The sequence below is a fragment of the Streptomyces sp. NPDC047079 genome, from assembly GCF_040643755.1.
Classification (GTDB): Bacteria; Actinomycetota; Actinomycetes; order Streptomycetales; family Streptomycetaceae; genus Streptomyces.
The window spans coordinates 1-22,895 of sequence record NZ_JBEYUZ010000007.1; the positions used below are offsets into that span (position 1 = coordinate 1).

The 22,895-nt window shown below is 72.3% G+C and carries 15 protein-coding genes and 1 pseudogene; 7 read left to right on the top strand and 9 right to left on the bottom strand.

The window, feature by feature from the left end; translation table 11 throughout:
* Positions 1-117 precede the first annotated feature (117 nt).
* From ABZ823_RS12195 to ABZ823_RS12220, 6 genes are read right to left on the bottom strand one after another with little or no spacing between them, the layout of a single operon-like run.
* Complete coding sequence (locus ABZ823_RS12195; protein WP_361657555.1) at positions 118-963, bottom strand: CoA ester lyase; 846 nt, start codon at positions 961-963, stop codon at positions 118-120.
* Positions 960-2,147: a CoA transferase gene (locus ABZ823_RS12200; RefSeq protein ID WP_361657558.1), complete on the bottom strand. Its 1,188-nt coding sequence runs from the start codon at positions 2,145-2,147 to the stop codon at positions 960-962. Before ABZ823_RS12200 ends, ABZ823_RS12195 begins: the two co-directional genes overlap by 4 nt.
* Positions 2,144-3,505 carry an ADP-ribosylglycohydrolase family protein gene (locus ABZ823_RS12205; protein WP_361657560.1) on the bottom strand — a complete coding sequence of 454 codons (1,362 nt, stop codon included), beginning with the start codon at positions 3,503-3,505 and terminating at the stop codon, positions 2,144-2,146. The genes ABZ823_RS12200 and ABZ823_RS12205 overlap by 4 nt, the downstream gene beginning before the upstream one ends.
* Complete coding sequence (locus ABZ823_RS12210; RefSeq protein ID WP_361657563.1) at positions 3,493-4,662, bottom strand: ADP-ribosylglycohydrolase family protein; 1,170 nt, start codon at positions 4,660-4,662, stop codon at positions 3,493-3,495. The genes ABZ823_RS12205 and ABZ823_RS12210 overlap by 13 nt, the downstream gene beginning before the upstream one ends.
* 8 nt (positions 4,663-4,670) lie before the next feature.
* Positions 4,671-5,822 (bottom strand): ADP-ribosylglycohydrolase family protein, encoded by a 1,152-nt coding sequence (locus tag ABZ823_RS12215; RefSeq protein ID WP_361657565.1) that lies wholly within the window; start codon positions 5,820-5,822, stop codon positions 4,671-4,673.
* Positions 5,819-7,051 carry an ADP-ribosylglycohydrolase family protein gene (locus tag ABZ823_RS12220; protein WP_361657568.1) on the bottom strand — a complete coding sequence of 411 codons (1,233 nt, stop codon included), beginning with the start codon at positions 7,049-7,051 and terminating at the stop codon, positions 5,819-5,821. Before ABZ823_RS12220 ends, ABZ823_RS12215 begins: the two co-directional genes overlap by 4 nt.
* Positions 7,052-7,321: 270 nt before the next feature.
* Between ABZ823_RS12220 and ABZ823_RS12225 the strand changes: the two genes are divergently transcribed.
* The 3 genes from ABZ823_RS12225 to ABZ823_RS12235 all read left to right on the top strand — a co-directional run bounded on the left by ABZ823_RS12225 (position 7,322) and on the right by ABZ823_RS12235 (position 14,472).
* Complete coding sequence (locus tag ABZ823_RS12225; protein ID WP_361657571.1) at positions 7,322-8,053, top strand: VIT1/CCC1 transporter family protein; 732 nt, start codon at positions 7,322-7,324, stop codon at positions 8,051-8,053.
* Positions 8,054-8,420: 367 nt separating this feature from the next.
* Complete coding sequence (gene gltB / locus ABZ823_RS12230) at positions 8,421-13,016, top strand: glutamate synthase large subunit (RefSeq protein ID WP_361658189.1); 4,596 nt, start codon at positions 8,421-8,423, stop codon at positions 13,014-13,016.
* Positions 13,009-14,472, top strand: coding sequence for a glutamate synthase subunit beta (locus ABZ823_RS12235; RefSeq protein ID WP_361657574.1), 1,464 nt, complete (start codon positions 13,009-13,011; stop codon positions 14,470-14,472). The genes gltB and ABZ823_RS12235 overlap by 8 nt, the downstream gene beginning before the upstream one ends.
* Positions 14,473-14,601: 129 nt before the next feature.
* On the opposite strand, the gene ABZ823_RS12240 is transcribed toward ABZ823_RS12235, so the two are convergent.
* The 3 genes from ABZ823_RS12240 to ABZ823_RS12250 all read right to left on the bottom strand — a co-directional run bounded on the left by ABZ823_RS12240 (position 14,602) and on the right by ABZ823_RS12250 (position 17,665).
* Positions 14,602-15,513, bottom strand: a complete 912-nt coding sequence (locus ABZ823_RS12240) for a rhomboid family intramembrane serine protease (RefSeq protein WP_361657576.1) — start codon at positions 15,511-15,513, stop codon at positions 14,602-14,604.
* A 399-nt stretch (positions 15,514-15,912) separates the two neighbouring features.
* Positions 15,913-16,656 carry an ankyrin repeat domain-containing protein gene (locus ABZ823_RS12245; protein ID WP_361657579.1) on the bottom strand — a complete coding sequence of 248 codons (744 nt, stop codon included), beginning with the start codon at positions 16,654-16,656 and terminating at the stop codon, positions 15,913-15,915.
* Positions 16,657-16,768: 112 nt separating this feature from the next.
* Positions 16,769-17,665 carry a hypothetical protein gene (locus ABZ823_RS12250; RefSeq protein ID WP_361657581.1) on the bottom strand — a complete coding sequence of 299 codons (897 nt, stop codon included), beginning with the start codon at positions 17,663-17,665 and terminating at the stop codon, positions 16,769-16,771.
* A 284-nt stretch (positions 17,666-17,949) separates the two neighbouring features.
* Here ABZ823_RS12250 and ABZ823_RS12255 point away from each other — a divergent pair.
* The 4 genes and pseudogenes from ABZ823_RS12255 to pepN all read left to right on the top strand — a co-directional run bounded on the left by ABZ823_RS12255 (position 17,950) and on the right by pepN (position 22,886).
* A pseudogene (locus tag ABZ823_RS12255) lies at positions 17,950-18,730 on the top strand (serine protease).
* A gap of 409 nt (positions 18,731-19,139) precedes the next feature.
* Positions 19,140-19,490: a chorismate mutase gene (locus ABZ823_RS12260; protein ID WP_361657584.1), complete on the top strand. Its 351-nt coding sequence runs from the start codon at positions 19,140-19,142 to the stop codon at positions 19,488-19,490.
* A 181-nt stretch (positions 19,491-19,671) separates the two neighbouring features.
* Complete coding sequence (locus tag ABZ823_RS12265) at positions 19,672-20,226, top strand: response regulator (RefSeq protein ID WP_361657586.1); 555 nt, start codon at positions 19,672-19,674, stop codon at positions 20,224-20,226.
* A gap of 158 nt (positions 20,227-20,384) precedes the next feature.
* Complete coding sequence (pepN, locus tag ABZ823_RS12270; protein WP_361657589.1) at positions 20,385-22,886, top strand: aminopeptidase N; 2,502 nt, start codon at positions 20,385-20,387, stop codon at positions 22,884-22,886.
* Positions 22,887-22,895: the final 9 nt, after the last annotated feature.

Genomic DNA, 22,895 nt, shown 5'->3' on the forward strand with positions numbered 1-22,895 from the left:
ACCCCCGCGCCCCGGCCCACCCGCCCCGGCCCCCAAAACACCTCCTCACCTCCCACCCCCGGGGGGGGGCCCCCCCCCCCCCCCCCCCCCCCCCCCGACGGCGTGTGGGGCAGGCTCTCAGCGCCTGCGGCGGGCCAGGGACAGCGTGGTGTACGCCTCCCTCACCACCGCCGTGTCGATGAAGCGCCCGTCCGGGAGGGCCTGGGCGCCCGGGTCCCTGGCCGCCGCCTTCAGCACCTCCTCCGCCTGTGAGATCTCCTCCGTAGTGGGCGCGTAGGCAAGCTCGATCACCGGGAGCTGGCGGGGGTGGATCGCGGCCCGGCCCAAGAAGCCCAGGGTCCGGCCGCGGGCGCAGGAGGCCGCCAGGCCCTCCAGATCCCGGGTGTCGGGGTAGATCGACTGGGCGGGCGGCGGCAGCGCGGCGGCCCGTGCGGCCACCACCACCCGGGCCCGCGGCCAGTCCAGGCCCGCGTCCTGCCGCACGCCGAGATCGGCCCGCAGGTCCGCCTCGCCCAGCGCGATGCCCCGCAGCGCCGGGTGCGCCGACGCGATGGCGAACGCCCGCTCCACGCCGAGGGCCGTCTCCAGCAGGGCGTAGAGGGGGACCGTCCTGCCCGCCTCGGCGGTGGCCCGTTCCGCAACCCGGACCACGTCCGACGGTGACGTCACCTTCGGCAGGCGCAGACCCGACAGACCGGGCAGGGCCGACAGCGCCGCGAGGTCCGCCTCGGCCCACGGGCTGTCCAGCGCGTTCACACGGACGTGGACCGGCACCGGCGGGCGTTCGGACAGCCGTTCCGCCGTCGCCGCCCGTGCGAACCCCTTTCGGTCCGGGGCGACCGCGTCCTCCAGGTCGACCAGCACCACATCGGCCCCGGACAGCAGCGCCTTGCCGACCACCTCCGGGCGGTCCCCGGGTGCGTACAGCAAGGTGAGGGGGAGGATGCCCGGGCCCGCGCTCACAGGGCGCCCTCCGCCGCGAGCGCGTCGATCTCCCGGTCGGTGAGGCCGAGCTCGCTGAGGATCGCCCGCGTGTCCGCGCCGTGCGGCCGGCCCGCCCAGCGGATCGCGCCGGGCGTGGCGGAGAGCCGGAACAGCACGTTCTGCATGCGCAGCCGGCCCAGCTCCGGGTCGGGGACCGTGGTGATCGAGTCCAGGGCCGTGTACTGCGGGTCGTTCATCACGTCCCGTACGTCCTGCACCGGCGCGACGGCCGCCTCCGCCTTCTCGAACTCCTTCAGCACCTCCGCGCGGGTGTGGCCGGCGATCCACCCGCCGACCGCCTCGTCGAGCACCTCGGCGTGCCGGGCCCGGTCCTCACCGGTCGCGAACCACGGCTCCTCGATCACCTCCGGGCGGCCCACCAGGCGCATCACCCGCTCGGCGACGGACTGCGCGGACGTGGAGACGGCGACCCAGTCGCCCTCCGCCGTGCGGTAGGTGTTGCGCGGCGCGTTGTTCGGTGAGCGGTTGCCGGTGCGCCGCTGGACGTGGCCCAGCTGGTCGTACCAGATCGGCTGCGGGCCGAGGACCGTGAGGATCGGTTCGATGATCGCCAGATCCACCACCTGTCCCGCGCCCGTGCGGTCGCGGCCCGCGAGGGCGGTCAGCACCGCGTACGCCGTCGCGAGGGCCGCGATCGAGTCGGCCAGTCCGAACGGCGGCAGCGTCGGGGGCGCCTCCGGCTCCCCGGTGATGGCCGCGAACCCGCTCATCGCCTCCGCGAGCGTGCCGAAGCCGGGGCGGTGCGCGTAGGGCCCGAACTGGCCGAAGGCGGTCACCCGGGCGAGGACCAGCCGGGGGTTCGCGGCCGACAGCTCGTCCCAGCCCAGGCCCCACTTCTCCAGCGTGCCCGGGCGGAAGTTCTCGATCACCACGTCGGCGGTCGCGGCCAGGCGCAGCAGTGTCGTCCGCCCGCCGGGCCGGGACAGGTCGAGGGTCATCGTGCGTTTGTTGCGGCCCAGCAGCTTCCACCACAGGCCCACCCCGTTCTTCGCCGGGCCGTGGCCGCGGGAGGGATCCGGCCTGGCCGGATGTTCGACCTTGATGACCTCGGCACCGAAGTCACCGAGCAGGGTCGCGGCGAGGGGGCCGGCGAAGAGGGTGGCGAGATCGAGGACACGGAGGCCGGTCAGGGGCGCGGTCATGAGCGGTGGGCTCCCCGGTGGGTGAGGTGGGCCAGGACGTCGAAGCCGATGCCGTTGAAGTCGCCGACCGACGTGGTCAGCCGGTTCTTGAGAGGGGCCGTCCAGCGGTCGGGCAGCGCGCCGGGGTGTCCGGCCAGCAGGCCCGCGACGCTGCCCGCCGTCGCGCCGTTCGAGTCGGTGTCCCAGCCTCCGGACACGGCCCGGCAGACGGAGCCGGTGAAGTCGCCGTCGGCGTGGGTGAGGGCGGCGGCGATCAGGGCGGTGTTGGGGACGGCGTGCACCCAGTGGTACCTGCGGTGGGTGCAGTGGAGTGTGTCGACGACCACCTCGAAGTCCCGTGTCGCGCGGGCGAGGCGGATCGCGTGGCGGACGGCGCGGGCCAGCCGGGAGTCGGGTGGGACCACGGTGAGGCCGGTGCGCAGGCAGTGGTGGACGTCATGGGCGCCGCCGGCCGCCTCGGCGAGGACGGCCGCCGCGAACATGGCCGCGTAGACGCCGTTCGCGGTGTGCGTGAGGGTGACGTCGCGGTGGGCCTGTTCGGCCGCGGCGGCCGGGTCGCCCGGGTTGGTCCAGCCGTGGACGTCCGCACGGATCAGGGCGCCGATCCACTCGCGGAAGGGATTGCGGTGGCGGGCGGTGTGCGGGGGTTCGATGCCGCAGAGCAGATTGCGGTAGGCGATGCGTTCGGCGGTGAAGGCGCGGCCGGCGGGGAGTTCGTCGAGCCAGAGCCGTGCCACGTCCGCGGTGGTGAAGGCCTTGCCGTGGCGGCCGAGCAACAGGAGGTTGAGCAATGGGTAGTTGAGGTCGTCGTCCTCGGGCATGCCGTCGATGTTCTCGGCGAGGGAGTTCCTCGCGGAGCGGCGGTTCCACGGGTACTGCTCGGCGAGGTCGCCCGGCACTCCGCGGGCCGTGAACCAGGTGCGCAGAGGCCAGTTGCCCGTGGCGCGGGCGAGTCGGCGGATGCCCTCCAGGGGAAGCTTCTCGACGGGCTTGCCGAGGAGGCAGCCGACGGCCCGGCCGAGCCAGGCGGCCTCCAGGCGGGCCTCGGCCGGGGCCGTGGCGTCCCCCGACCGGTCGGGCCAGTCGGGACACAAGGCCTTGATCCGTTCCAGATGAGTCGGCTCCTGCTCCGCCGACCGGCGGGGGAGATCGGCCAGCTCGTCCAGCAGATCCTTTGCCAGCACCCGCAGATACGGGGACACCGGGCCCGGCGACGCGCCTGCCCGCGACGGGGCCTCGGGGCCGCCCGCCCGGTACCACCTCGCCGCGACGGCCGATGTCTCCCGGCCCTCGTGCGCCGACTGGTGCAGCTCGTGGCTGAGCAGGTCCTCCGGCTGGACCCAGGTCAGTCGGAGCACCTCGGGCCTCCCATCCGGGCGAACGCCGTCTCATGGGCCCGGCGTCGGCGCAGGTCCCGGGCGAAGATCTCCCAGGTGACCTCCGTCAGCGTCCGTGCCGGGGCGTGCAGGTCCAGACGGCTCGCCTCCGCGACCTCCTTCGCCCAGTAGGACGGCACCTCCGACCCCAGCGCGCCCGTGACCGCGCCCGCCATCGTCGCGATGGAGTCGCAGTCCCGGCCGTAGTTGACCGATCCGAGCACCGCGTGCCGGTAGTCGCCGCGTGCCACCACCACCATGCCCAGCGCCACCGGGAGTTCCTCGATCGCGTGCAGTCGGGAGGGCCGGCGGGCGCCCAGGGACGGGGCGCGGTAGTCGGGGCCGACCGTGTCGTAGGGCGCGACCGCCTCCCGCAGCGGACGCAGCGCCGACTCGAAGTCCGAGTAGCGGGAGGCCGTGTCGCAGACCGTCTCGATGGCGGCGCGCGTACCGTCCTTCGCCACGGCCAGGCACGCGTCCACGACCGAGTCGGCACTCGCGCCCGGCGCGCACGCGGCCGCCACCGCCGCCGCGAACACCCCGGCCGCCTCCCTGCCGTACGACGACTGGTGCGCCCCCGCCACGCCCAGGGCCTCGGCGTACGCGCCCGCCGGATTGGCCGCGTTGACCAGGCCGACCGGCGCCATGTACATCGCCGCACCGCAGTTGACGATGTTGCCGACGCCCGCCTCACGCGGATCGACGTGCCCGTAGTGGAGCCTGGTCACAAGCCACTTCTCCGCGAGGAAGAGCCGCTGGAGGGGGATGGCCTCCGCCTCGAGCTCCGGGATCCAGCGCGGGTTCGTCATCAGGTCGGGGACCAGGTGTTCGGCGATCGCGTACGCGTCGAGGTGGTCACGGACGGCCGCGTACACCCGTACCAGCGCGTGCGTCATCAAGGTGTCGTCGGTGACATGGCCGTCGCCCTTGTGGTACGGCGCGACGGGGCGGGCGGTCCGCCAGGCGTCGCCGTGCCAGGGTCCGACGAGTCCGTGCACGCGGCCTCCGTGCCGTTCGACGATCTCCTCGGGGGAGTGGCCCTCGACGGGCCCGCCGAGGGCGTCGCCGACGGCGGCGCCGACCAGGGCGCCGGTGATGCGTTCGTCGAGAGGGGTCGTCTCGTCAGAAGTAGGCGTCATGTCCGGAATCATCCACCTGGAGCGGTTAGTTCCGTTGCCTCCAGGAGTTCGGCGAGGTGTACGAGGTCGGTACCGGTCAGCCGGGGGAGCGCGCAGCCGGAGAGGGTGCGGCAGGCGTCGCGCCAGGCGGGCGGGATCGCCGCGCCGCCGCCGATCGCCCCGGTCAGCGCGCCCGCCAGGGCGGGGGCGGAGTCGGCGACCCGCGACAGGCAGGCGGCGGCGGGCACGGCCTCGGCGATCCGGCCGCGGGCCGCCGTCGCCAGGGCGAGCGCCACCGGGACGGTCTCCGCGGCCGCGACGCCGTAGCTGTAGACGTGGTCGACGATCTGGTGCTCCAGCAGCGGTACGACACAGAAGGCGCGGTCGCCGTCCCGGGCCAGCGTCAGCGCGTGCCGGGCGTTGCGGCCGATCTCGGTGGACTCGGGAAGTTCGGCCAGCGCGGCCGCCACGCAGCGCTCGACCGGCTCCCCGGACAGGGCGAGCGAGAGGGCCGCGGCCATGGCGCGCGCACCGTGCACCCCGTCGCCGTCCTGGGTGTAGCGGGCGTCGAACTCCGCCAGTTCGGCGGCGAGCCGGGGATCTCCCGGGTGCGCCACGGCCAGGACGCAGGCCCGTACGCAGGCCGCGTCGTCGAAGTAGTGCGGGTTGTCGTGGCCGGTGGCCGGCGGGCGCAGACCGGTTGCGAGGTTGCCGAGCCCGGCGCGCACGGAGATGCGGGCCCGCAGCGGCAGAACGGCCGATTCGACCTCCGGCGCGCGGTCGGCGGCGGCGGCGACCTCGGCGGCGACGGCGTTCCAGGACAGATCGATGGCCGCGCGCGTCCTGCGCTGCCGGTCGAGGTCGCCGAGCGCGCTGCCGTCCCCGGCCCGCAACACGGCCTCCGCCGCGAACGCCGCCCACTCCGCGTCGTCCGAGGGCCCCAGCCGCAGCGGCTCCGGCGGCTGGTTGAGCGCGATCGGCACGGGCAGGGTGGTGGTCGCGTTCTGCTCGGCGAAGGTGTCCAGTTCCCGGGTCAGCCGCCGGGTCCACTCAGGCATACGGGCGGCCCGGTGCCGGGCGGCCGGCCAGCCGGCGGCGTCGCCCGCGGCGAGCCCGAGCAGCAGCCCCTCGATGCGACGGGGACCCGCGGGCGCGCTCAGGGCGTCCTCTCGTCCGCTCACGGCTCCACCTCGTCCTCGTCCGCCGCGTCCCTGTACGCCGCCTCCGCGTAGGCCGCGGGGTCGGGCTGGGCGCGGGTGTCCTGCCGTGGGGGCCTGTTGCGCCGCACCGGATCGCCGCCGACGGCGGGCCGGACCGGTCGCGCGGGCGTGGCGCTGCCCCGTGCCACGGAGGTCTCCGTCGACCCCCTCGTCCCTGTGGTCTGTGTGGGTGCGGTGCTTTCCGTGGCCCCTGGCCTGGTGTCCTCCGGAGTCAGCAGGTCCGCCACCGCGAGCACATGGTGGCCGGCCATGGAGGGCAGGCACCGGCCGCGGACCGGGCCGATCGCCGCCGCCCACGCCTCCGGGATCGCCGACACCCCACAGGTCGCGCCGGCCAGGGCGCCCGCGACCGCCGCCGTGGTGTCGGCGTCCCGGCCCATGTTCACCGCCGTCAGCACCGCCTCCCTGAAGTCGCCGTCCGCCGCCGCGTACGCGCCGAAGGCCAGGGCCACCGCCTCGGGGGCGAGGTCCGTCCAGGGATAGCCGCCGATCACCACCGCGGAGCGGACCGCGCGGTCGCCCCGGCGGGCCGCGGCGACCGCGCGGCGCAGGGAGCGGGCCGTCCAGGAGTCGTCGGGCACGACCGCGAGGGCCGAGGCCACCACGGCGGTCGTCGGTGCTCCCGCCATCGCCGCCGCGACCCCGGCCGCGACCGCCTGACCCCCGTAGATGCCCTCCCCCTCGTGGCTCACCGAGCCGTCGACGGCCACCAGCCGGGCCGCCTCCGCGGGGCGGCCCGCGGCGAAGACGCCGAAGGGAGCCGCCCGCATGGCCAGGCCGTCGCTCCAGGCGTGCCGGTGCTGCGCCGAGATGGGCGCCGCGAGGCCCCGGCGGAGGTTCTCCAGGGTGCCCCGCTCGCTGAAGCCCGCCCCCCGGAACGGGCCCTCGTCCCGGTCCGCGATCCACCGGTGCCAGGCCGCCTCCACCTGCGCCACGGTGAGCGCCGAGCCGTGCCGGGCCAGCAGCAGGCCCGAGAAGATCGCGTACTCCGTGTCGTCCGTTCCGGAGGGCTGGTCGACGACGTACCCCGTGATGCGGCCCCAGCGGGCGCGGATCTCGGACGGCTTCAGGTTCTCGGCGGGCGCGCCCAGCGCATCCCCGACGGCGAGGCCGAGCAGCGCGCCGCGCGCCCGTTCCCGCAGGCAGGAGGCCTGCCCCGGGGCCGGGGGAGTGCAGGCGATGGAAGCCATACGGAGCCTCTCCTCTCAGGATGCCCCGCCCCCGGTCCGGGACATCGGAACCGCTTTGCGGATCTGTGCCACCGGAGCCGTCCCCCCGAGCCTCGCCGACCTCAGCATCACCCGTCCGACATCTGTGCAGATCCGTCCACCGATGAGCACTCAGGGTCAAAAGTGCAGGTTAGCCCAGCCTTTCCTTGCTGGCGGGGAGGAAATTCCCGGCGTACTTTTGCCGTTGTCGAAAAGTGGAAACAGTCCAATCAAGCACCTGGGGGACCGGGCATGGCCATCATCGAGACCGAGGCGACGCTGCACGAGGCGCACCGGGACAACCACACTCACCGCGATGTGAACGGCGGCTGGCTGCGCCCCGCCGTCTTCGGCGCCATGGACGGACTGGTGTCGAACCTGGCCCTGATGACCGGTGTCGCCGGCGGATCCGTCGGTCAGCAGACCATCATCCTCACCGGTCTCGCGGGCCTGGCCGCCGGGGCCTTCTCCATGGCCGCGGGCGAGTACACCTCCGTCGCCTCGCAGCGCGAGCTGGTGGAGGCGGAGCTCGACGTCGAGCGCCGTGAGCTGCGCAAGCATCCCGAGGACGAGGAGCGGGAGCTGGCGGCACTGTACGAGGCCCGCGGGGTCGAGCCCGCGCTGGCCCGCGAGGTCGCCAGGCAGCTCTCCCGCGACCCGGAGCAGGCTCTGGAGATACACGCCCGAGAGGAGCTCGGTGTCGACCCGGGCGACCTGCCCTCCCCGCTGGTGGCCGCCGTCTCCAGCTTCGGCTCCTTCGCCCTCGGCGCCCTTCTGCCCCTCCTGCCGTATCTGCTCGGCGCCCACGCCCTGTGGCCCGCCGTGCTGCTCGCCCTCCTCGGGCTCTTCGCCTGTGGCGCGGTCGTGGCCAAGGTGACGGCACGGACCTGGTGGTACAGCGGACTGCGGCAGCTGGCTCTCGGTGGCGCCGCGGCGGGTGTGACGTACGCCCTGGGCAGCCTGTTCGGTACCGCCGTAGGATGACAAGAGGCGCGCTACTTATGCGAGGGGCCGTATAAGTAGTCGTTACTCCACGGTTTCGATTGCTTAACCACCGGGCATGAGCCGTAAGCACCGCCGGCAATGAGGCCTGCGCCGCACCTTCGCGGTGGGCGACGACGCCCGCCCGCCCCGGCCCGACGGACACCGATCTGTCCGCTTGCGCCCCCTGACTCCATCGCCGTGCGTGGAACCCGTACCGCGACCCGCCGATGTCCGCATGCTGGAACGGGCTATCCACTTCCCGAGAACCGCTCCATCATGTAACCTGCACGAAATTTTGCACCTGACGCAGAGGGCCAACGTCGTCCCTCGGCACTGCATATGCCACATGACGACGACGGGAGAGCCGATGCGTACGACGCGCCAGCCGTCCCAGCACTCCACGAACGGCCAGAACTGGTCGTTCATGGATGCTCGCCCTGCTGCGCAGGGTATGTACGACCCCCGTGACGAACACGACGCCTGCGGCGTCGGTTTCGTGGCCACCCTCACCGGCGAGGCGAGCCATGCGCTGGTCGAGCAGGCGCTGACCGTTCTGCGCAATCTGGAGCACCGCGGTGCCACCGGCTCCGAGCCCGACTCGGGTGACGGCGCCGGCATCCTCTCCCAGGTGCCCGACGCGTTCTTCCGCGAGGTGGCCGGATTCAAGCTGCCCGAGGCGGGTGCCTACGCCGTCGGCATCGCCTTCCTGCCCGAGGAGGGCGCCGCCGGAGCCGTCACGCAGATCGAGACGATCGCCGCGGACGAGGGCCTGACCGTTCTCGGCTGGCGCGAGGTGCCGGTCGCCCCCGAGCTGCTCGGCGCCACCGCCCGCTCCACCATGCCCGTCTTCCGTCAGCTGTTCGTGACGGACGGCGCGAGCAAGGGCATCGCCCTCGACCGCAAGGCGTTCGTGCTGCGCAAGCGCGCCGAGCGCGAGGCCGGCGTGTACTTCCCGTCGCTGTCCGCGCGCACGATCGTCTACAAGGGCATGCTGACCACCGGCCAGCTGGAACCCTTCTTCCCGGACCTGTCCGACCGCCGCTTCGCGACGGCCATCGCGCTGGTGCACTCGCGCTTCTCCACCAACACCTTCCCGAGCTGGCCGCTCGCCCACCCGTACCGCTTCGTCGCCCACAACGGCGAGATCAACACGGTCAAGGGCAACCGCAACTGGATGCGCGCCCGCGAGTCACAGCTGCTCTCCGACCTGTTCGGCCCCCAGGAGAAGCTGGAGCGGATCTTCCCGGTCTGCACGCCGGACGCCTCCGACTCCGCCTCCTTCGACGAGGTGCTCGAACTCCTGCACCTCGGCGGCCGCTCCCTGCCGCACTCGGTGCTGATGATGATCCCGGAGGCGTGGGAGAACCACGACTCCATGGACCCGGCCCGGCGCGCCTTCTACCAGTTCCACTCCACGATGATGGAGCCCTGGGACGGCCCCGCCTGCGTCACCTTCACCGACGGCACCCAGGTCGGCGCCGTGCTCGACCGCAACGGCCTGCGCCCCGGCCGCTACTGGGTCACCGACGACGGCCTCGTCGTCCTCGGCTCCGAGGTCGGCGTCCTCGACATCGACCCCGCCAAGGTCGTCCGCAAGGGCCGCCTTCAGCCCGGCCGCATGTTCCTCGTCGACACCGCCGAGCACCGCATCATCGAGGACGACGAGATCAAGGCGACCCTGGCCGCCGCGCAGCCGTACCAGGAGTGGCTGGAGGCCGGCGAGATCGAGCTCGGCGACCTGCCCGAGCGCGAGCACATCGTGCACACGCACGCCTCGGTCACCCGCCGCCAGCAGACCTTCGGCTACACCGAGGAGGAACTGCGCGTCATCCTCGCGCCGATGGCCAAGACCGGTGCCGAGCCGATCGGCTCCATGGGTACCGACTCGCCGATCGCCGCGCTGTCCGAGCGTCCACGGCTGCTGTTCGACTACTTCACCCAGCTGTTCGCGCAGGTCACCAACCCGCCGCTGGACGCCATCCGCGAGGAGCTGGTCACCTCCCTGCGCTCGTCGCTGGGCCCGCAGGGCAACCTGCTGGAGCCGACCGCGGCCTCCTGCCGCAGCGTCGTGCTGCCTTTCCCGGTGATCGACAACGACGAGCTGGCCAAGCTCATCCACATCAACGCCGACGGCGACATGCCCGGCATGAAGGCCGCGACGCTCTCCGGCCTCTACCGGGTCTCCGGCGGTGGCGACGCCCTCGCCGCGCGCCTGGAGGAGATCTGCGCCGAGGCCGACGCGGCCATCGAGAACGGCGCCCGTCTGATCGTCCTGTCCGACCGGCACTCCGACGCGGAGCACGCGCCGATCCCGTCGCTCCTGCTCACCGCGGCCGTCCACCACCACCTCATCCGCACCAAGCAGCGCACCCACGTGGGCCTGCTGGTGGAGGCCGGCGACGTCCGCGAGGTCCACCACGTCGCCCTGCTCATCGGCTACGGCGCCGCGGCCGTCAACCCGTACCTCGCCATGGAGTCCGTCGAGGACCTGGTCCGTGCAGGGACGTTCCTGCCGGGCGTCGAGCCCGAGAAGGCCATCCGCAACCTGATCTACGCGCTCGGCAAGGGCGTGCTCAAGGTCATGTCCAAGATGGGCATCTCGACCGTCGCCTCCTACCGGGGCGCCCAGGTCTTCGAGGCCGTCGGCCTGGACGAGGCCTTCGTCGACAAGTACTTCAACGGCACCACCACCAAGATCGGCGGCGTCGGTATCGACGTCATCGCCAAGGAGGTCGCCGCCCGCCACGCCAAGGCCTACCCGGCCTCCGGCATCGCTCCCGCGCACCGCGCGCTGGAGATCGGCGGCGAGTACCAGTGGCGCCGCGAGGGCGAGCCGCACCTGTTCGACCCGGAGACGGTCTTCCGCCTCCAGCACTCCACCCGCACCGGCCGCTACGACATCTTCAAGAAGTACACGTCCCGCGTGAACGAGCAGTCCGAGCGCCTGATGACGCTGCGCGGCCTGTTCGGCTTCCAGTCCGGCCGCCAGCCGATCCCGGTCGACGAGGTCGAGCCGGTCTCCGAGATCGTCAAGCGCTTCTCCACCGGCGCCATGTCGTACGGCTCCATCTCCAAGGAGGCGCACGAGACGCTCGCCATCGCCATGAACCAGCTGGGCGCCAAGTCCAACACCGGCGAAGGCGGCGAGGACCCCGAGCGCCTGTACGACCCGGCCCGCCGCTCGGCGATCAAGCAGGTGGCCTCCGGCCGCTTCGGTGTGACCTCCGAGTACCTGGTCAACGCGGACGACATCCAGATCAAGATGGCCCAGGGCGCCAAGCCCGGCGAGGGCGGCCAGCTGCCCGGCCACAAGGTCTACCCGTGGGTGGCCAAGACCCGGCACTCGACACCCGGCGTCGGCCTGATCTCCCCGCCGCCGCACCACGACATCTACTCCATCGAGGACCTGGCCCAGCTGATCCACGACCTGAAGAACGCGAACCCGCAGGCGCGGATCCACGTGAAGCTGGTGTCGGAGGTCGGCGTCGGCACAGTCGCCGCGGGTGTGTCGAAGGCGCATGCGGACGTGGTCCTGATCTCCGGCCACGACGGCGGTACGGGTGCCTCCCCGCTGACCTCCCTCAAGCACGCCGGCGGGCCCTGGGAGCTGGGTCTCGCCGAGACCCAGCAGACGCTGCTGCTCAACGGCCTGCGCGACCGCATCGTCGTACAGACCGACGGCCAGCTGAAGACCGGCCGTGACGTCGTCATCGCCGCGCTGCTCGGCGCCGAGGAGTTCGGTTTCGCGACCGCGCCGCTCGTCGTGTCCGGCTGCGTCATGATGCGCGTCTGCCACCTGGACACCTGCCCGGTCGGCATCGCCACCCAGAACCCGGTGCTGCGCGAGCGCTTCGCCGGCAAGGCCGAGTTCGTCGTGAACTTCTTCCGGTTCATCGCCGAGGAGGTCCGCGAGCTTCTCGCCGAGCTGGGCTTCCGCTCCATCGAGGAGGCCGTCGGCCACGCCGAGGTCCTCGACGTGACCCGCGCGGTCGACCACTGGAAGGCGCAGGGCCTGGACCTGGAGCCGCTGTTCCACGTGCCCGAGCTGCCCGAGGGCGCGGTGCGCCACCAGCTCGTCGCCCAGGACCATGGCCTGGAGAAGGCGCTGGACAACGAGCTGATCAAGCTCGCCGCCGACGCCCTGGCCGCGAACTCCCAGGCCGAGGCCCAGCCGGTGCGCGCCCAGGTCGCGATCCGCAACATCAACCGCACGGTCGGCACCATGCTCGGCCACGAGGTGACGAAGAAGTTCGGCGGCGCGGGTCTGCCCGACGACACGATCGACATCACCTTCACCGGCTCGGCGGGCCAGTCCTTCGGCGCGTTCCTGCCGCGCGGTGTCACCCTGCGCCTGGAGGGCGACGCCAACGACTACGTCGGCAAGGGCCTGTCCGGCGGCCGGGTCATCGTGCGCCCGGACCGCGGTGCCGAGCACCTCGCCGAGTACTCGACGATCGCGGGCAACACCATCGCCTACGGCGCGACCGGCGGCGAGCTGTTCCTGCGCGGTCGTAGCGGCGAGCGGTTCTGCGTCCGCAACTCCGGTGCCCTGGTGGTGTCGGAGGGCGTGGGCGACCACGGCTGCGAGTACATGACCGGTGGCCACGCGGTCGTGCTCGGCGAGACGGGCCGCAACTTCGCGGCCGGTATGTCGGGCGGCATCGCGTACGTCATCGACCTGAACCCCGACAACGTCAACGCGGGCAACCACGGCTCCATCGAAGCCCTGGACGACGCCGACAAGCAGTGGCTGCACGACGTGGTGCGCCGTCACGCCGAGGAGACCGGCTCCACGGTCGCCGAGAAGCTCCTCGCCGAGTGGTCCGTCGCCGTGGACCGCTTCAGCAAGATCATCCCCAGCACGTACAAGGCAGTGCTCGCCGCCAAGGACGCCGCCGAGCGAGCCGGTCTCACCGAGACCGAGATCACCGAGAAGATGATGGAGGCGGCGACCAATGGCTGATCCCAAGGGCTTCCTGACGCACGGCCGCGAGGTCGCCGAGTCCCGCCCGGTGGAGGAGCGCAAGAAGGACTGGAACGAGGTCTACGTACCCGGTTCGCTGCTGCCGATCATCAGCAAGCAGGCCAGCCGGTGCATGGACTGCGGTATCCCGTTCTGCCACAACGGCTGTCCGCTCGGGAACCTGATCCCCGAGTGGAACGACTACGCCTACCGCGAGGACTGGGCCGGCGCGTCCGAACGCCTGCACGCCACGAACAACTTCCCCGAGTTCACCGGACGGCTGTGCCCGGCCCCGTGCGAGTCGGCGTGCGTGCTCGGCATCAACCAGCCGCCCGTCACCATCAAGAACGTCGAGGTCTCGATCATCGACAAGGCGTGGGACAGCGGCACGGTGAAGCCGCAGGTCCCCGAGCGCCTGTCCGGCAAGACGGTCGCGGTCATCGGCTCGGGCCCGGCCGGTCTCGCCGCCGCCCAGCAGCTGACCCGGGCCGGTCACACGGTCGCCGTGTACGAGCGCGCGGACCGCGTCGGCGGTCTGCTCCGCTATGGCATCCCCGAGTTCAAGATGGAGAAGCGGCACATCAACCGCCGTATCGAGCAGATGCGCGCGGAGGGCACCCGCTTCCGTACCGGCGTCGAGGTCGGCCGCGACATCAAGGCGACGGACCTGCGCAAGCGGTACGATGCCGTGGTGATCGCCGCCGGCGCGACGACCGCACGCGACCTCCCCGTGCCGGGCCGCGAGCTCAAGGGCATCCACCAGGCCATGGAGTACCTGCCCCTGTCCAACAAGGTGCAGGAGGGCGACTACGTCACCTCGCCGATCTCGGCCGAGGGCAAGCACGTGGTCGTGATCGGCGGCGGTGACACGGGCGCGGACTGCGTGGGCACGGCCCACCGCCAGGGCGCGGCCTCCGTCACCCAGCTGGAGATCATGCCCCGTCCGAACGACGAGCGGCACCCGGTCAGCCAGCCGTGGCCGACCTTCCCGCTCCTCTACAAGGTCACCTCGGCCCACGAGGAGGGCGGCGAGCGCATCTACTCGGCCTCCACCACCCACTTCGAGGGCGACGAGGACGGCAACGTGCAGTGGCTGCATCTCGCCGAGGTCGAGTTCGTGGACGGCAAGCTGACCCGGAAGCCGGGCACCGAGCGGAAGATCCCGGCACAGCTGGTCACCCTCGCCATGGGCTTCACCGGCACCGACCAGCAGAACGGACTGGTCGAGCAGTTCGGTCTGGAGCTGGACGAGCGCGGCAACATCGCCCGTGACGCCGACTTCCAGACGAACGTACCGGGCGTGTTCGTGGCGGGCGACGCCGGCCGCGGCCAGTCGCTGATCGTGTGGGCGATCGCCGAGGGCCGTTCGGCGGCCCGTGGCGTCGACCGCTACCTCACGGGCATCAGCGACCTGCCGGCCCCGATCCGCCCGACCGACCGCGCACTGGCGGTCTGAGCCATCAGGACGTGACCTGACGGTCACTCATCCCACGTCCCGTACAAAGGCGTACGGAACGCAGACGGCGCCTGCCCACAAGTCCCCGACCGGACCATGGGGCGGGCGCCGTCGCATGCGCGGAACCGCTCAGCCCGTCAGCGACGTGACCTTGCCGACCGTCAGCAGCACCAGCAGGACCAGCAGCGCTGCGCAGGCGGCCGCCTGGAACAGACCGCGGCGCGGTCCCCGGGGGACGTACGCGTACGCCAGGGTCACCAGCCCGCCCGCCAGCAGGCCGCCGAGGTGGCCCTGCCAGGAGGTGAGGCCCGCGGAGATCAGCAGCCACAGCAGCAGGCCCGCCATGTAGCGGTTGACGGTGCTCATGTCGGCGCCGAGACGGCGGGCCATCACGTAGTAGGCCGCGCCCAGTCCGAAGATCGCGCCGGAGGCGCCGACCGTGTCGGTGTCAGGTGCGATCAGCAGGACGAGCACCGAGCCGCCGAGGGCGGACAGCAGGTAGAGCGCGAGATAGCGGACTCGGCCCAGTTGGGCCTCCACGACCCGGCCGATGTTCCACAGCGACACCATGTTCATCACGATGTGCAGGATGCCGAACGTCCCCTGGGTGGGCGGCAGGTGCAGGAACGCCCCCGTCAGCAGCCGCTCCCACTGCCCGCCGACCACACCCTCCGCATGCAGCTCCGCGGGGTACGGGAACTGCCACAGGTAGTGGCCGCCGTCCGGTCCCCGGAGACCGGCACCCAGCATCGAGAACCGGTCCACGATCGCCGGACGAACCAACTCGCCCAGATAGGCGAGGACGTTGAGGCAGATCAGGACATACGTCACCAGGGGCGCCGTGGTGATCCGGCCGCCGAACGCCGTACGCGCCTGGCGGATCGACCGCGCGCCCTCCTTGACGCACTCCACGCACTGGTGGCCTACGGCGGCCTCGCGCATGCAGTCCGGGCAGATGTAGCGGTCGCAGCGGATGCAGCGGACGTAGGACTCCACCTTGGGATGGCGGTAGCAGGTGGTGACGGCGGACTCGGGCTCCACGGCCGGCTCCTCGGACGGGGGATGGACAAAGGCGAGCCGGTGGGGACGGCGGCGAACAAAATAGCGAACTTGTGGGGACGGTGATCCACGAGGGGCTGTGGTCGCGTAACGGCGGCTCCCCGCCCCGCAGCGTAAGGGAGTCCGTATGGCCGCGTGCTCGTTCTGCGCGGCTCGCCCGGCCTGCCCGGCCATCCCTTGAGGGAGCCGGCTAGGGGGTTACGTTCGGATCAGTCCGGATCAGGCCGCGGCCTCCGGTGCGGGGGGCACCTCCCCGTGGTGGCTGGGGGAAGATCGTAGGGCGGAGGACCTCCCATGTACTGGATGTACTCGGGTGGTCCGACAACGCGGCGAGGTGCCGTGCCGGGCGTCGCGGACCCGGGCCGATCCGAACGAAACCCCCTAGCCGTCGAGCGTGCCGGGAGCCGTTTCCAGCAGGTTCACTATCGCGCTGTGCCCCGTCTGCCGGTCGTTGCCCGCCGCGGGCCGGCCGTCGCGCAGGAGCGCCACCTCGACGGTCACCGTCCCGGGCTCGTCCTCCCGGCGGCTCACGACGTACTCGTACCCCGGCCCGTAGGCCGCCTCCAGTCCCGCACGGAGTTCCTCCTCGACGTCCAGCGCCAGCCAGCGCCGGGCCTCCGCCAGGGCCTCCAGCCGTGCCCGCGCCCCATGCGCCAGCAGCTCCCGTACACAGCCGGGCGAGCCGCGACGGGCGGCCGCCACCAGCGGGGGTTCGCCGTCGGGACCGGGCAGGTCGGGGTCCGCTCCCGCCGCCAGCAGCGCCCGTAGCACCTCCAGGTGCCCGCGCTGCACCGCCCACGTCAGCGCCCGGAAACCGTACTCCTCCCGCAGGTCGGGTGCGGCGCCGGCCGCCAGCAGCGCCCGTACGACCTCGGTGTGGCCCCCGCAGACGGCCCCGCACAGCGGCGCGTCGGCGCCCGCGCTGAGGCGGTCGGGGTCGGCGCCCGCCGCCAGGAGCAGCCGTACGATGCCCGGCGCGTCGCTCACCGCCGCCAGGTACAGGACGGTCTGGCGCTCGGCGTCCACCGAGTCGGGATCGGCACCCGCGCGCAGCAGTCGCAGGACCGCGTTCTCGTCCCCTTCGTACACCGCCGCGAACAGCTCCAGCGGCTCACGCGTGTTCATACCTCGACCCTCGCTCGCCGGCGGGACCGTGGGCAAAGGAATTTCCGGTGTTCTGCGCCACCTTCTGCTCCCTTCGGGGAGCCTCTCCGTCACACCCGGCGGTGGCCGGCCCTCAGGTGTCGCACTCCAGTACGGTCCGGCACAGTCCGCAGCGCGCCCGCACCCGCCCCCGCACGGGCACCTTGATCCGCTGGTGACAGGTCGGGCAGGGGAAACAGACGCCCAGCGGGCCGCGGCCGGCCGGGGTGAAGGAGTAGGCCACGCCCGGGTGCGGGCCGGGCGCGGAGTGGTCCTGGGCGTGACGGCGGTCCCTGGCGTAGCGGCGGCGGCCCGCCCATCCGGCCGACGTCAACGGCGGCTGCTGCTCGTCACGGCGGGCCTGCGCCATGCCCTTCGTGTACGCCGTGTACGCCTGCGGGCTGGTGAACCAGATCGCGGGGTCCTCGCCGAACAGCAGCGCCCGCTTGGCGAGGACGTAGCCGAACTCCTCCGGGGTGAGATAGCCGAGCTTCTGCGACGACGCCCCGTCCTCTCGGTAGGCGTCGAGAAGCAGCCAGCCCGCGCCCAGGTACGTCGCCGCCGTGTCGGTGAGGATCTCGTTGTCGCGCGTGCCGGGAAAGGACAGGTCCAGGCGGTGCAGATACACATGCATCACCTCGTGCGCGAGGGCTGCGCCGATGTCCCGCCGATGGGTGCGGAACCGGTCGTTCAGCTCCACGAAGTACTCGGGCCCGGCGGCGAGTTCGACGTTCGCCGCGTGTGTCATCTCACGGAAGCTGACGATCACCCGGGCGTCCGGCAGCCGGTAGTGGCGCACCATCTCGTGCGCCACGCGCTGGGCGCCCAGATGCAGGTCGTCCTGGTCCAAGAACGCCACGTCGGCCGGGACCACGCTGGTCGCGAAGGTGCGGATGGTGTCGTACGAGAGTCGTTTGTACAGCGCGGTGATGGCCGCCCGCACCGTGTCCAGATGCGGATAGCCGTGCTCGACAGGCCCGCCGTTCGCCACGTCCGCACCCCCTGAAGACGCCGGCTCCGACTCCACTGTATGCGCGCTTCCTCCTGGACGCGTGCACGCTTCCTGCCGCGGTGGGGCGTACGCGGGCGTAGGGCCGTCTTGTCGTGCGCGGGCGTAGGGCCCGTATTGGCGCGCGCCGTCTGGCCGGAAAGCGGTTCTTGTCGCCCGCGTCCGGTCTCCCGATAATCCGGATAATCCGGAAAGAGTTGGCGGGAGCATGCCAGGCACACGGCGCGCTACCGCCACCGGGTCAACCCCCCACGGAAGGAAGCACGGTGAAGCTTCTGAAGAAGACCGGCGGCCTCAAGAGAGCCATCGCGGCCATCACGGTCGCGCTCGCCGCCCTCTCGCTCCAGCCCCTTGTCGGCGCAGGCGGCTCCCCAGCCCGTCGTCGGCGGGACGCGTGCCGCGCAGGGCGAGTTCCCGTTCATGGTGCGGCTCTCCATGGGCTGCGGCGGGGCCCTGTACGCCAAGAACATCGTCCTGACCGCCGCACACTGCGTCAGCGGATCCGGCACCAACACCTCCATCACCGCCACCGCCGGCGTCGTGGACCTCCGGAGCAGCAGCGCGATCAAGGTGAAGTCGACCAAGGTGGTGCAGGCCCCGGGTTACAACGGCAAGGGCAAGGACTGGGCGCTGATCAAGCTGGCCCGGGCCGTCGACCTGCCCACGCTTGCGATCGCCACCAGCACGGCGTACAACAACGGCGACTTCACCGTCGCCGGCTGGGGCGCGGCGAGCGAGGGCGGCGGCCAGCAGCGCTATCTGCTCAAGGCACAGGTCCCCTTCGTCGACGACGCCACCTGTCAGCGTGCCTACGGCAGCGATCTGGTGCCCGGCGACGAGATCTGCGCCGGGTTCCCCCAAGGCGGCGTGGACACCTGCCAGGGCGACTCCGGCGGGCCCATGTTCCGCAGGGACACCGCGGGCGCGTACATCCAGGTCGGCATCGTCAGCTGGGGCGAGGGCTGCGCGCGGGCCGGCTACCCCGGCGTCTACTCCGAGGTCTCGACGTTCGCGTCGGACATAGCCCGCGCCGCAGCCGGCCTCTAGCCGGACCCGGAATCCACCCCTGACGGGTACGCACGCGCGTACGCCCCGACGAGCACGCCGGACGTACCCCCGGCGGGTACGAGGCGCCCGCGACCCCCCGGGCCGCGGGCGCTCTCCCGCACAACCGCCGTCCTGTCGGCGTGGGTGCTCTCCCGCACAACCGCCGTCCTGTCGGCGTGGGTGCTCTCCCGCGGACCGCCGTCCCGTCGGCGTGGGCGCTCTCTCGCGGACCGCCGTCCCGTCGGCGTGGGCGCTCTCTCGCGGACTGCCGTCCCGTCGGCGTGGGTGCTTGCGAACGGCCGCCACGCGCGCGTGCCCGCGGGCCGGCCCCTTCCGCCAGTGTCCCGGAGACGACCGCAGTCCGGACAGGAATGGGAGGGCGCCCGCGCGCCCCGTAGGGTGGTCGCCCATGACCACCCGCAACACCCCCACCGGCGATGTCGACCCGGCCGTCCGCGCCGAACTCGCCCGGCTGCGCGACAGCATCGACAACATCGACGCCGCCGTCGTCCACATGCTCGCCGAACGCTTCAAGTGCACCCAGCAGGTAGGCCACCTCAAGGCCGCACACCACCTGCCGCCCGCCGACCCGGCCCGCGAGGCCGCCCAGATCGCCCGGCTCCGCCGACTCGCCGAGAGTGCCAAGCTCGACCCCGCCTTCGCGGAGAAGCTGCTCAACTTCATCATCGCCGAGGTCATCCGCCACCACGAGCGCATCGCCGACGACACCACGTCCACCGCCGGCACGCAGGGGAAGTGACCCCCCGACACCCCGGAGCGGTCCCAGGCGGGCGACCGGGCCTCCCGCGCCGGACGGCCCGTGCCGGCCGGCCGGACCTGCGGTCGCCCCTTCGGACGAGTGACTCTTTGTCAGGTCAAAGCAACGCGCGGTAGGACGGTTCGGGCATAAGCTGGTTGCCCAAACGAGGGGACGTCGGGCCATGCCGTCTGATGCGAGAATTCTCATCGTCGACGACCACGAGGACATGCTCTACGCCCTGGAGAGCGCGCTGGCTCCCCTGGGTTACCGGCTCACGCGTGCGACCAGCGGCGACGACGCGCTCAAGGAGATCCTGCGCGGCCAGGTGGGCCTCCTGCTCCTCGATGTGCGCATGCCCGGGGTGAGCGGACTCGACGTCGTGCGCTACATGCGGCGCGTGGAACAGACCCAGCACATCCCGGTCATCCTCCTCACCGGCTTCGGGGCCGACGCCGCACTCACCTCCGCCGCCTTCGGCCTCGGCGTCGCCGACCTGCTGATGAAACCCGTCGACCCCTGGGCCCTGCGCACCAAGGTCCGCTACCTCTACGACACCCACCAGCGCTCCCAGGCTCTGGAACAGGAGGTGCGCGCCCTGCGCGCCCGGCTCAAGGAGTCCGGCCCGCCCCCGGCCCGCGCCCTTCCGCATCCGGACGCGCACGTGCCGGGCCAGCGCGAGGAAGCCGCCGACACATCCCCCGAGCGCACCCCGGCGCGCCACGAGGGGCGCGCGTAGGGGGCGCGAGAGGCGTCCACAGGCCCCCCACGGCGCCCACCCGGACCGCGCGAGAAGCGCACGTGGGCGGCACAAGGCGCGCGAGCAGGCGATATCGGAGACGCGGCAAACGGTGTGTACCGGACCGCCCCTGTGCGCTGTCGGCGGCATCAGGCAGCATGTCCCTCATGTCCGTACTGACGCGCGACGAAGCGCAGACCCGTGCCCGGCTCCTCGACGTCCACCGCTACGAGATCGCCCTGGACCTGACCGGCGGCGACGAGACCTTCGATTCCCGTACCGTCATCCATTTCACGGTGCGCGGTGACCGGAAGGCCGCGGACACCTTCGTCGAGCTCAAGCCCGCCGAACTGCGCTCCGCCACGCTGGACGGACAGCCCCTGGACCCCGAGACCCTCGACGAGAACCGGCTGCCGCTCAAGGGCCTCGCCGCGGGCGAGCACGAACTGCGCCTGGACGCTGCCATGCGCTACTCGCACACGGGCGAGGGCATGCACCGCTTCACGGACCCCACCGACGGTGAGACGTACCTCTACACCCAGCTGTTCCTGGACGATGTCCAGCGCGTCTTCGCCGCCTTCGACCAGCCCGACCTCAAGGCCGTCTTCGACCTGACCGTCAAGGCACCCGAGGGCTGGAGCGTCCTCGCCAACGGCATCACCACACACGAGGGCGACGGCATCTGGCGGGCCGCCGCGACCCCCCTCATCTCCACCTACCTCGTCGCCGTCGCCGCCGGCCCCTGGCACTCCGTGCGCGCCGAGCACCGCGGACTTCCCTTCGGCCTCCACTGCCGCCGCTCCCTCGCCCCGCACCTCGACGCCGACGCGGACGAACTCCTCGAGATCACCCGCCAGTGCTTCGACCGCTACCACGAGAAGTTCCAGGAGCCCTACCCCTTCGACTCCTACGACCAGGCGTTCGTCCCCGAGTTCAACGCCGGAGCCATGGAGAACCCCGGCCTCGTCACCTTCCGTGACGAGTTCGTCTACCGCTCCGCCGTCACCGACACCCAGCGCCAGACCCGCGCCATGGTCATCGCCCACGAGATGGCCCACATGTGGTTCGGCGACCTCGTCACCCTGCGCTGGTGGGACGACATCTGGCTGAACGAGTCCTTCGCCGAGTACATGGGCTACCAGACCCTCACCGAGGCCACCCGCTTCACCGACACCTGGACCGACTTCGGCGTCGCCCGCAAGGCCTGGGGCTACGACGCCGACCAGCGCCCCTCCACCCACCCGGTGGCCCCCGACGCGGTCGACGACACCGCCGCCGCGCTCCTCAACTTCGACGGCATCTCCTACGCCAAGGGCGCATCCGCGCTGCGGCAGCTCGTGACCTGGCTCGGCGAGAAGGACTTCCTCGACGGCATCAACACCCACTTCGCCCGCCACCGCTTCGGCAACGCCGCCCTCGCCGACTTCCTCGACTCCCTCGCCGACGCCACCGAACGCGACGTGCACGCCTGGGCCGACTCCTGGCTGCGCACCACCGGCGTGGACACCCTCACCCCGCACCTCACCCAGGCCGACGACGGCACCTGCTCCCTCACCGTCGACCGCGACGGAAGCCGCCCCCACCGCATCGCCGTCGGCATCTACGACCATGACCTCGCCGACAACGGCGGGCTCACCCTGCGCGAACGCCTCGAGCTGGACATCCCGCAGACCGCGCCGCAGCCCCTCGGCAAGCGCCCCGCCCTGCTGCTGCTCAACGACGGCGACCTCACCTACGCCAAGGTCCGCTTCGACACCGGCTCCTTCAAGGCCGTCGCCGGTTCCCTGTCCGCCGTGCCCGAACCGCTCAGCCGCGCGGTCGTGTGGAACGCCCTGCGCGACGCCGTGCGCGACGGCCGCCTTCCCGCCGCGGCCTACCTGGACACCGCCCGAGCGCACCTCCCGCACGAAACCGACCTGGCCCTCGCCGAAGGCGTCCTCGCCTTCGCCGCCACCCAGGTCGCCGACCGCTATCTGCCCTCCGAGGAACGCCCCGCCGCCCTCACCACCCTCACCCACCTGTGCCGCGACCTCATCCGCCGCACCGAGGACGGCTCCCACCCCGGACTGCGGCTGATCGCCGTACGCCACTTCATCGACGCCGCCGCCCACCCGGACACCATCGCCGCCTGGCTCGCCGACGGCACGGTGCCCGGCGGACCCGAACTCGACCCCGAGCTGCGCTGGCGCATCCTCGGCCGCCTCGCCGTCCTCGGCGCCGTCGACGAGACCACCATCGACGAGGAACTCCGGCGCGACCCGAGCGCCACCGGCCAGGAAGGCACCGCCCGCTGCCGCGCCGCTCTGCCCGACCCCGAGGCCAAGCGGCGCGCCTGGGACGCGATGTTCGCCACCGACGACCTGTCCAACTACCTGTTCACCGCCACCGCGCGGGGCTTCTGGCAGCCCGAACAGGCCGACCTCCTCACGGAGTACGTCGACCGCTACTGGACCGACGCGCCGGCCGTCGCCGCCCGCCGCGGCCCCGCCATCGCCGGTGCGGCCGGCCGCTGGGCCTTCCCCCGCCACGCCGTCGACGCGGACACCCTCCGCCGCGGCGAGAAGTGCCTGCGCAAGACGGACCTCGTCCCGGCCCTGCACCGCAGGCTCGTCGACGAACTCGACGACCTGGCACGCGCGCTGCGCGTCCGCGAAGCATAACCCGCGTCC

Excerpts from the sequence above, each read along its gene's own strand:
- ABZ823_RS12200 (WP_361657558.1), bottom strand. The coding sequence starts at position 2,147 with ATGACCGCGCCCCTGACCGGCCTCCGTGTCCTCGATCTCGCCACCCTC.
- ABZ823_RS12210 (WP_361657563.1), bottom strand. The coding sequence starts at position 4,662 with ATGACGCCTACTTCTGACGAGACGACCCCTCTCGACGAACGCATCACC.
- ABZ823_RS12220 (WP_361657568.1), bottom strand. The coding sequence starts at position 7,051 with ATGGCTTCCATCGCCTGCACTCCCCCGGCCCCGGGGCAGGCCTCCTGC.
- ABZ823_RS12225 (WP_361657571.1), top strand. The coding sequence starts at position 7,322 with ATGGCCATCATCGAGACCGAGGCGACGCTGCACGAGGCGCACCGGGAC.
- gltB (WP_361658189.1), top strand. The coding sequence starts at position 8,421 with ATGCGTACGACGCGCCAGCCGTCCCAGCACTCCACGAACGGCCAGAAC.
- ABZ823_RS12235 (WP_361657574.1), top strand. The coding sequence starts at position 13,009 with ATGGCTGATCCCAAGGGCTTCCTGACGCACGGCCGCGAGGTCGCCGAG.
- ABZ823_RS12245 (WP_361657579.1), bottom strand. The coding sequence starts at position 16,656 with ATGAACACGCGTGAGCCGCTGGAGCTGTTCGCGGCGGTGTACGAAGGG.
- ABZ823_RS12260 (WP_361657584.1), top strand. The coding sequence starts at position 19,140 with ATGACCACCCGCAACACCCCCACCGGCGATGTCGACCCGGCCGTCCGC.
- ABZ823_RS12265 (WP_361657586.1), top strand. The coding sequence starts at position 19,672 with ATGCCGTCTGATGCGAGAATTCTCATCGTCGACGACCACGAGGACATG.
- pepN (WP_361657589.1), top strand. The coding sequence starts at position 20,385 with ATGTCCCTCATGTCCGTACTGACGCGCGACGAAGCGCAGACCCGTGCC.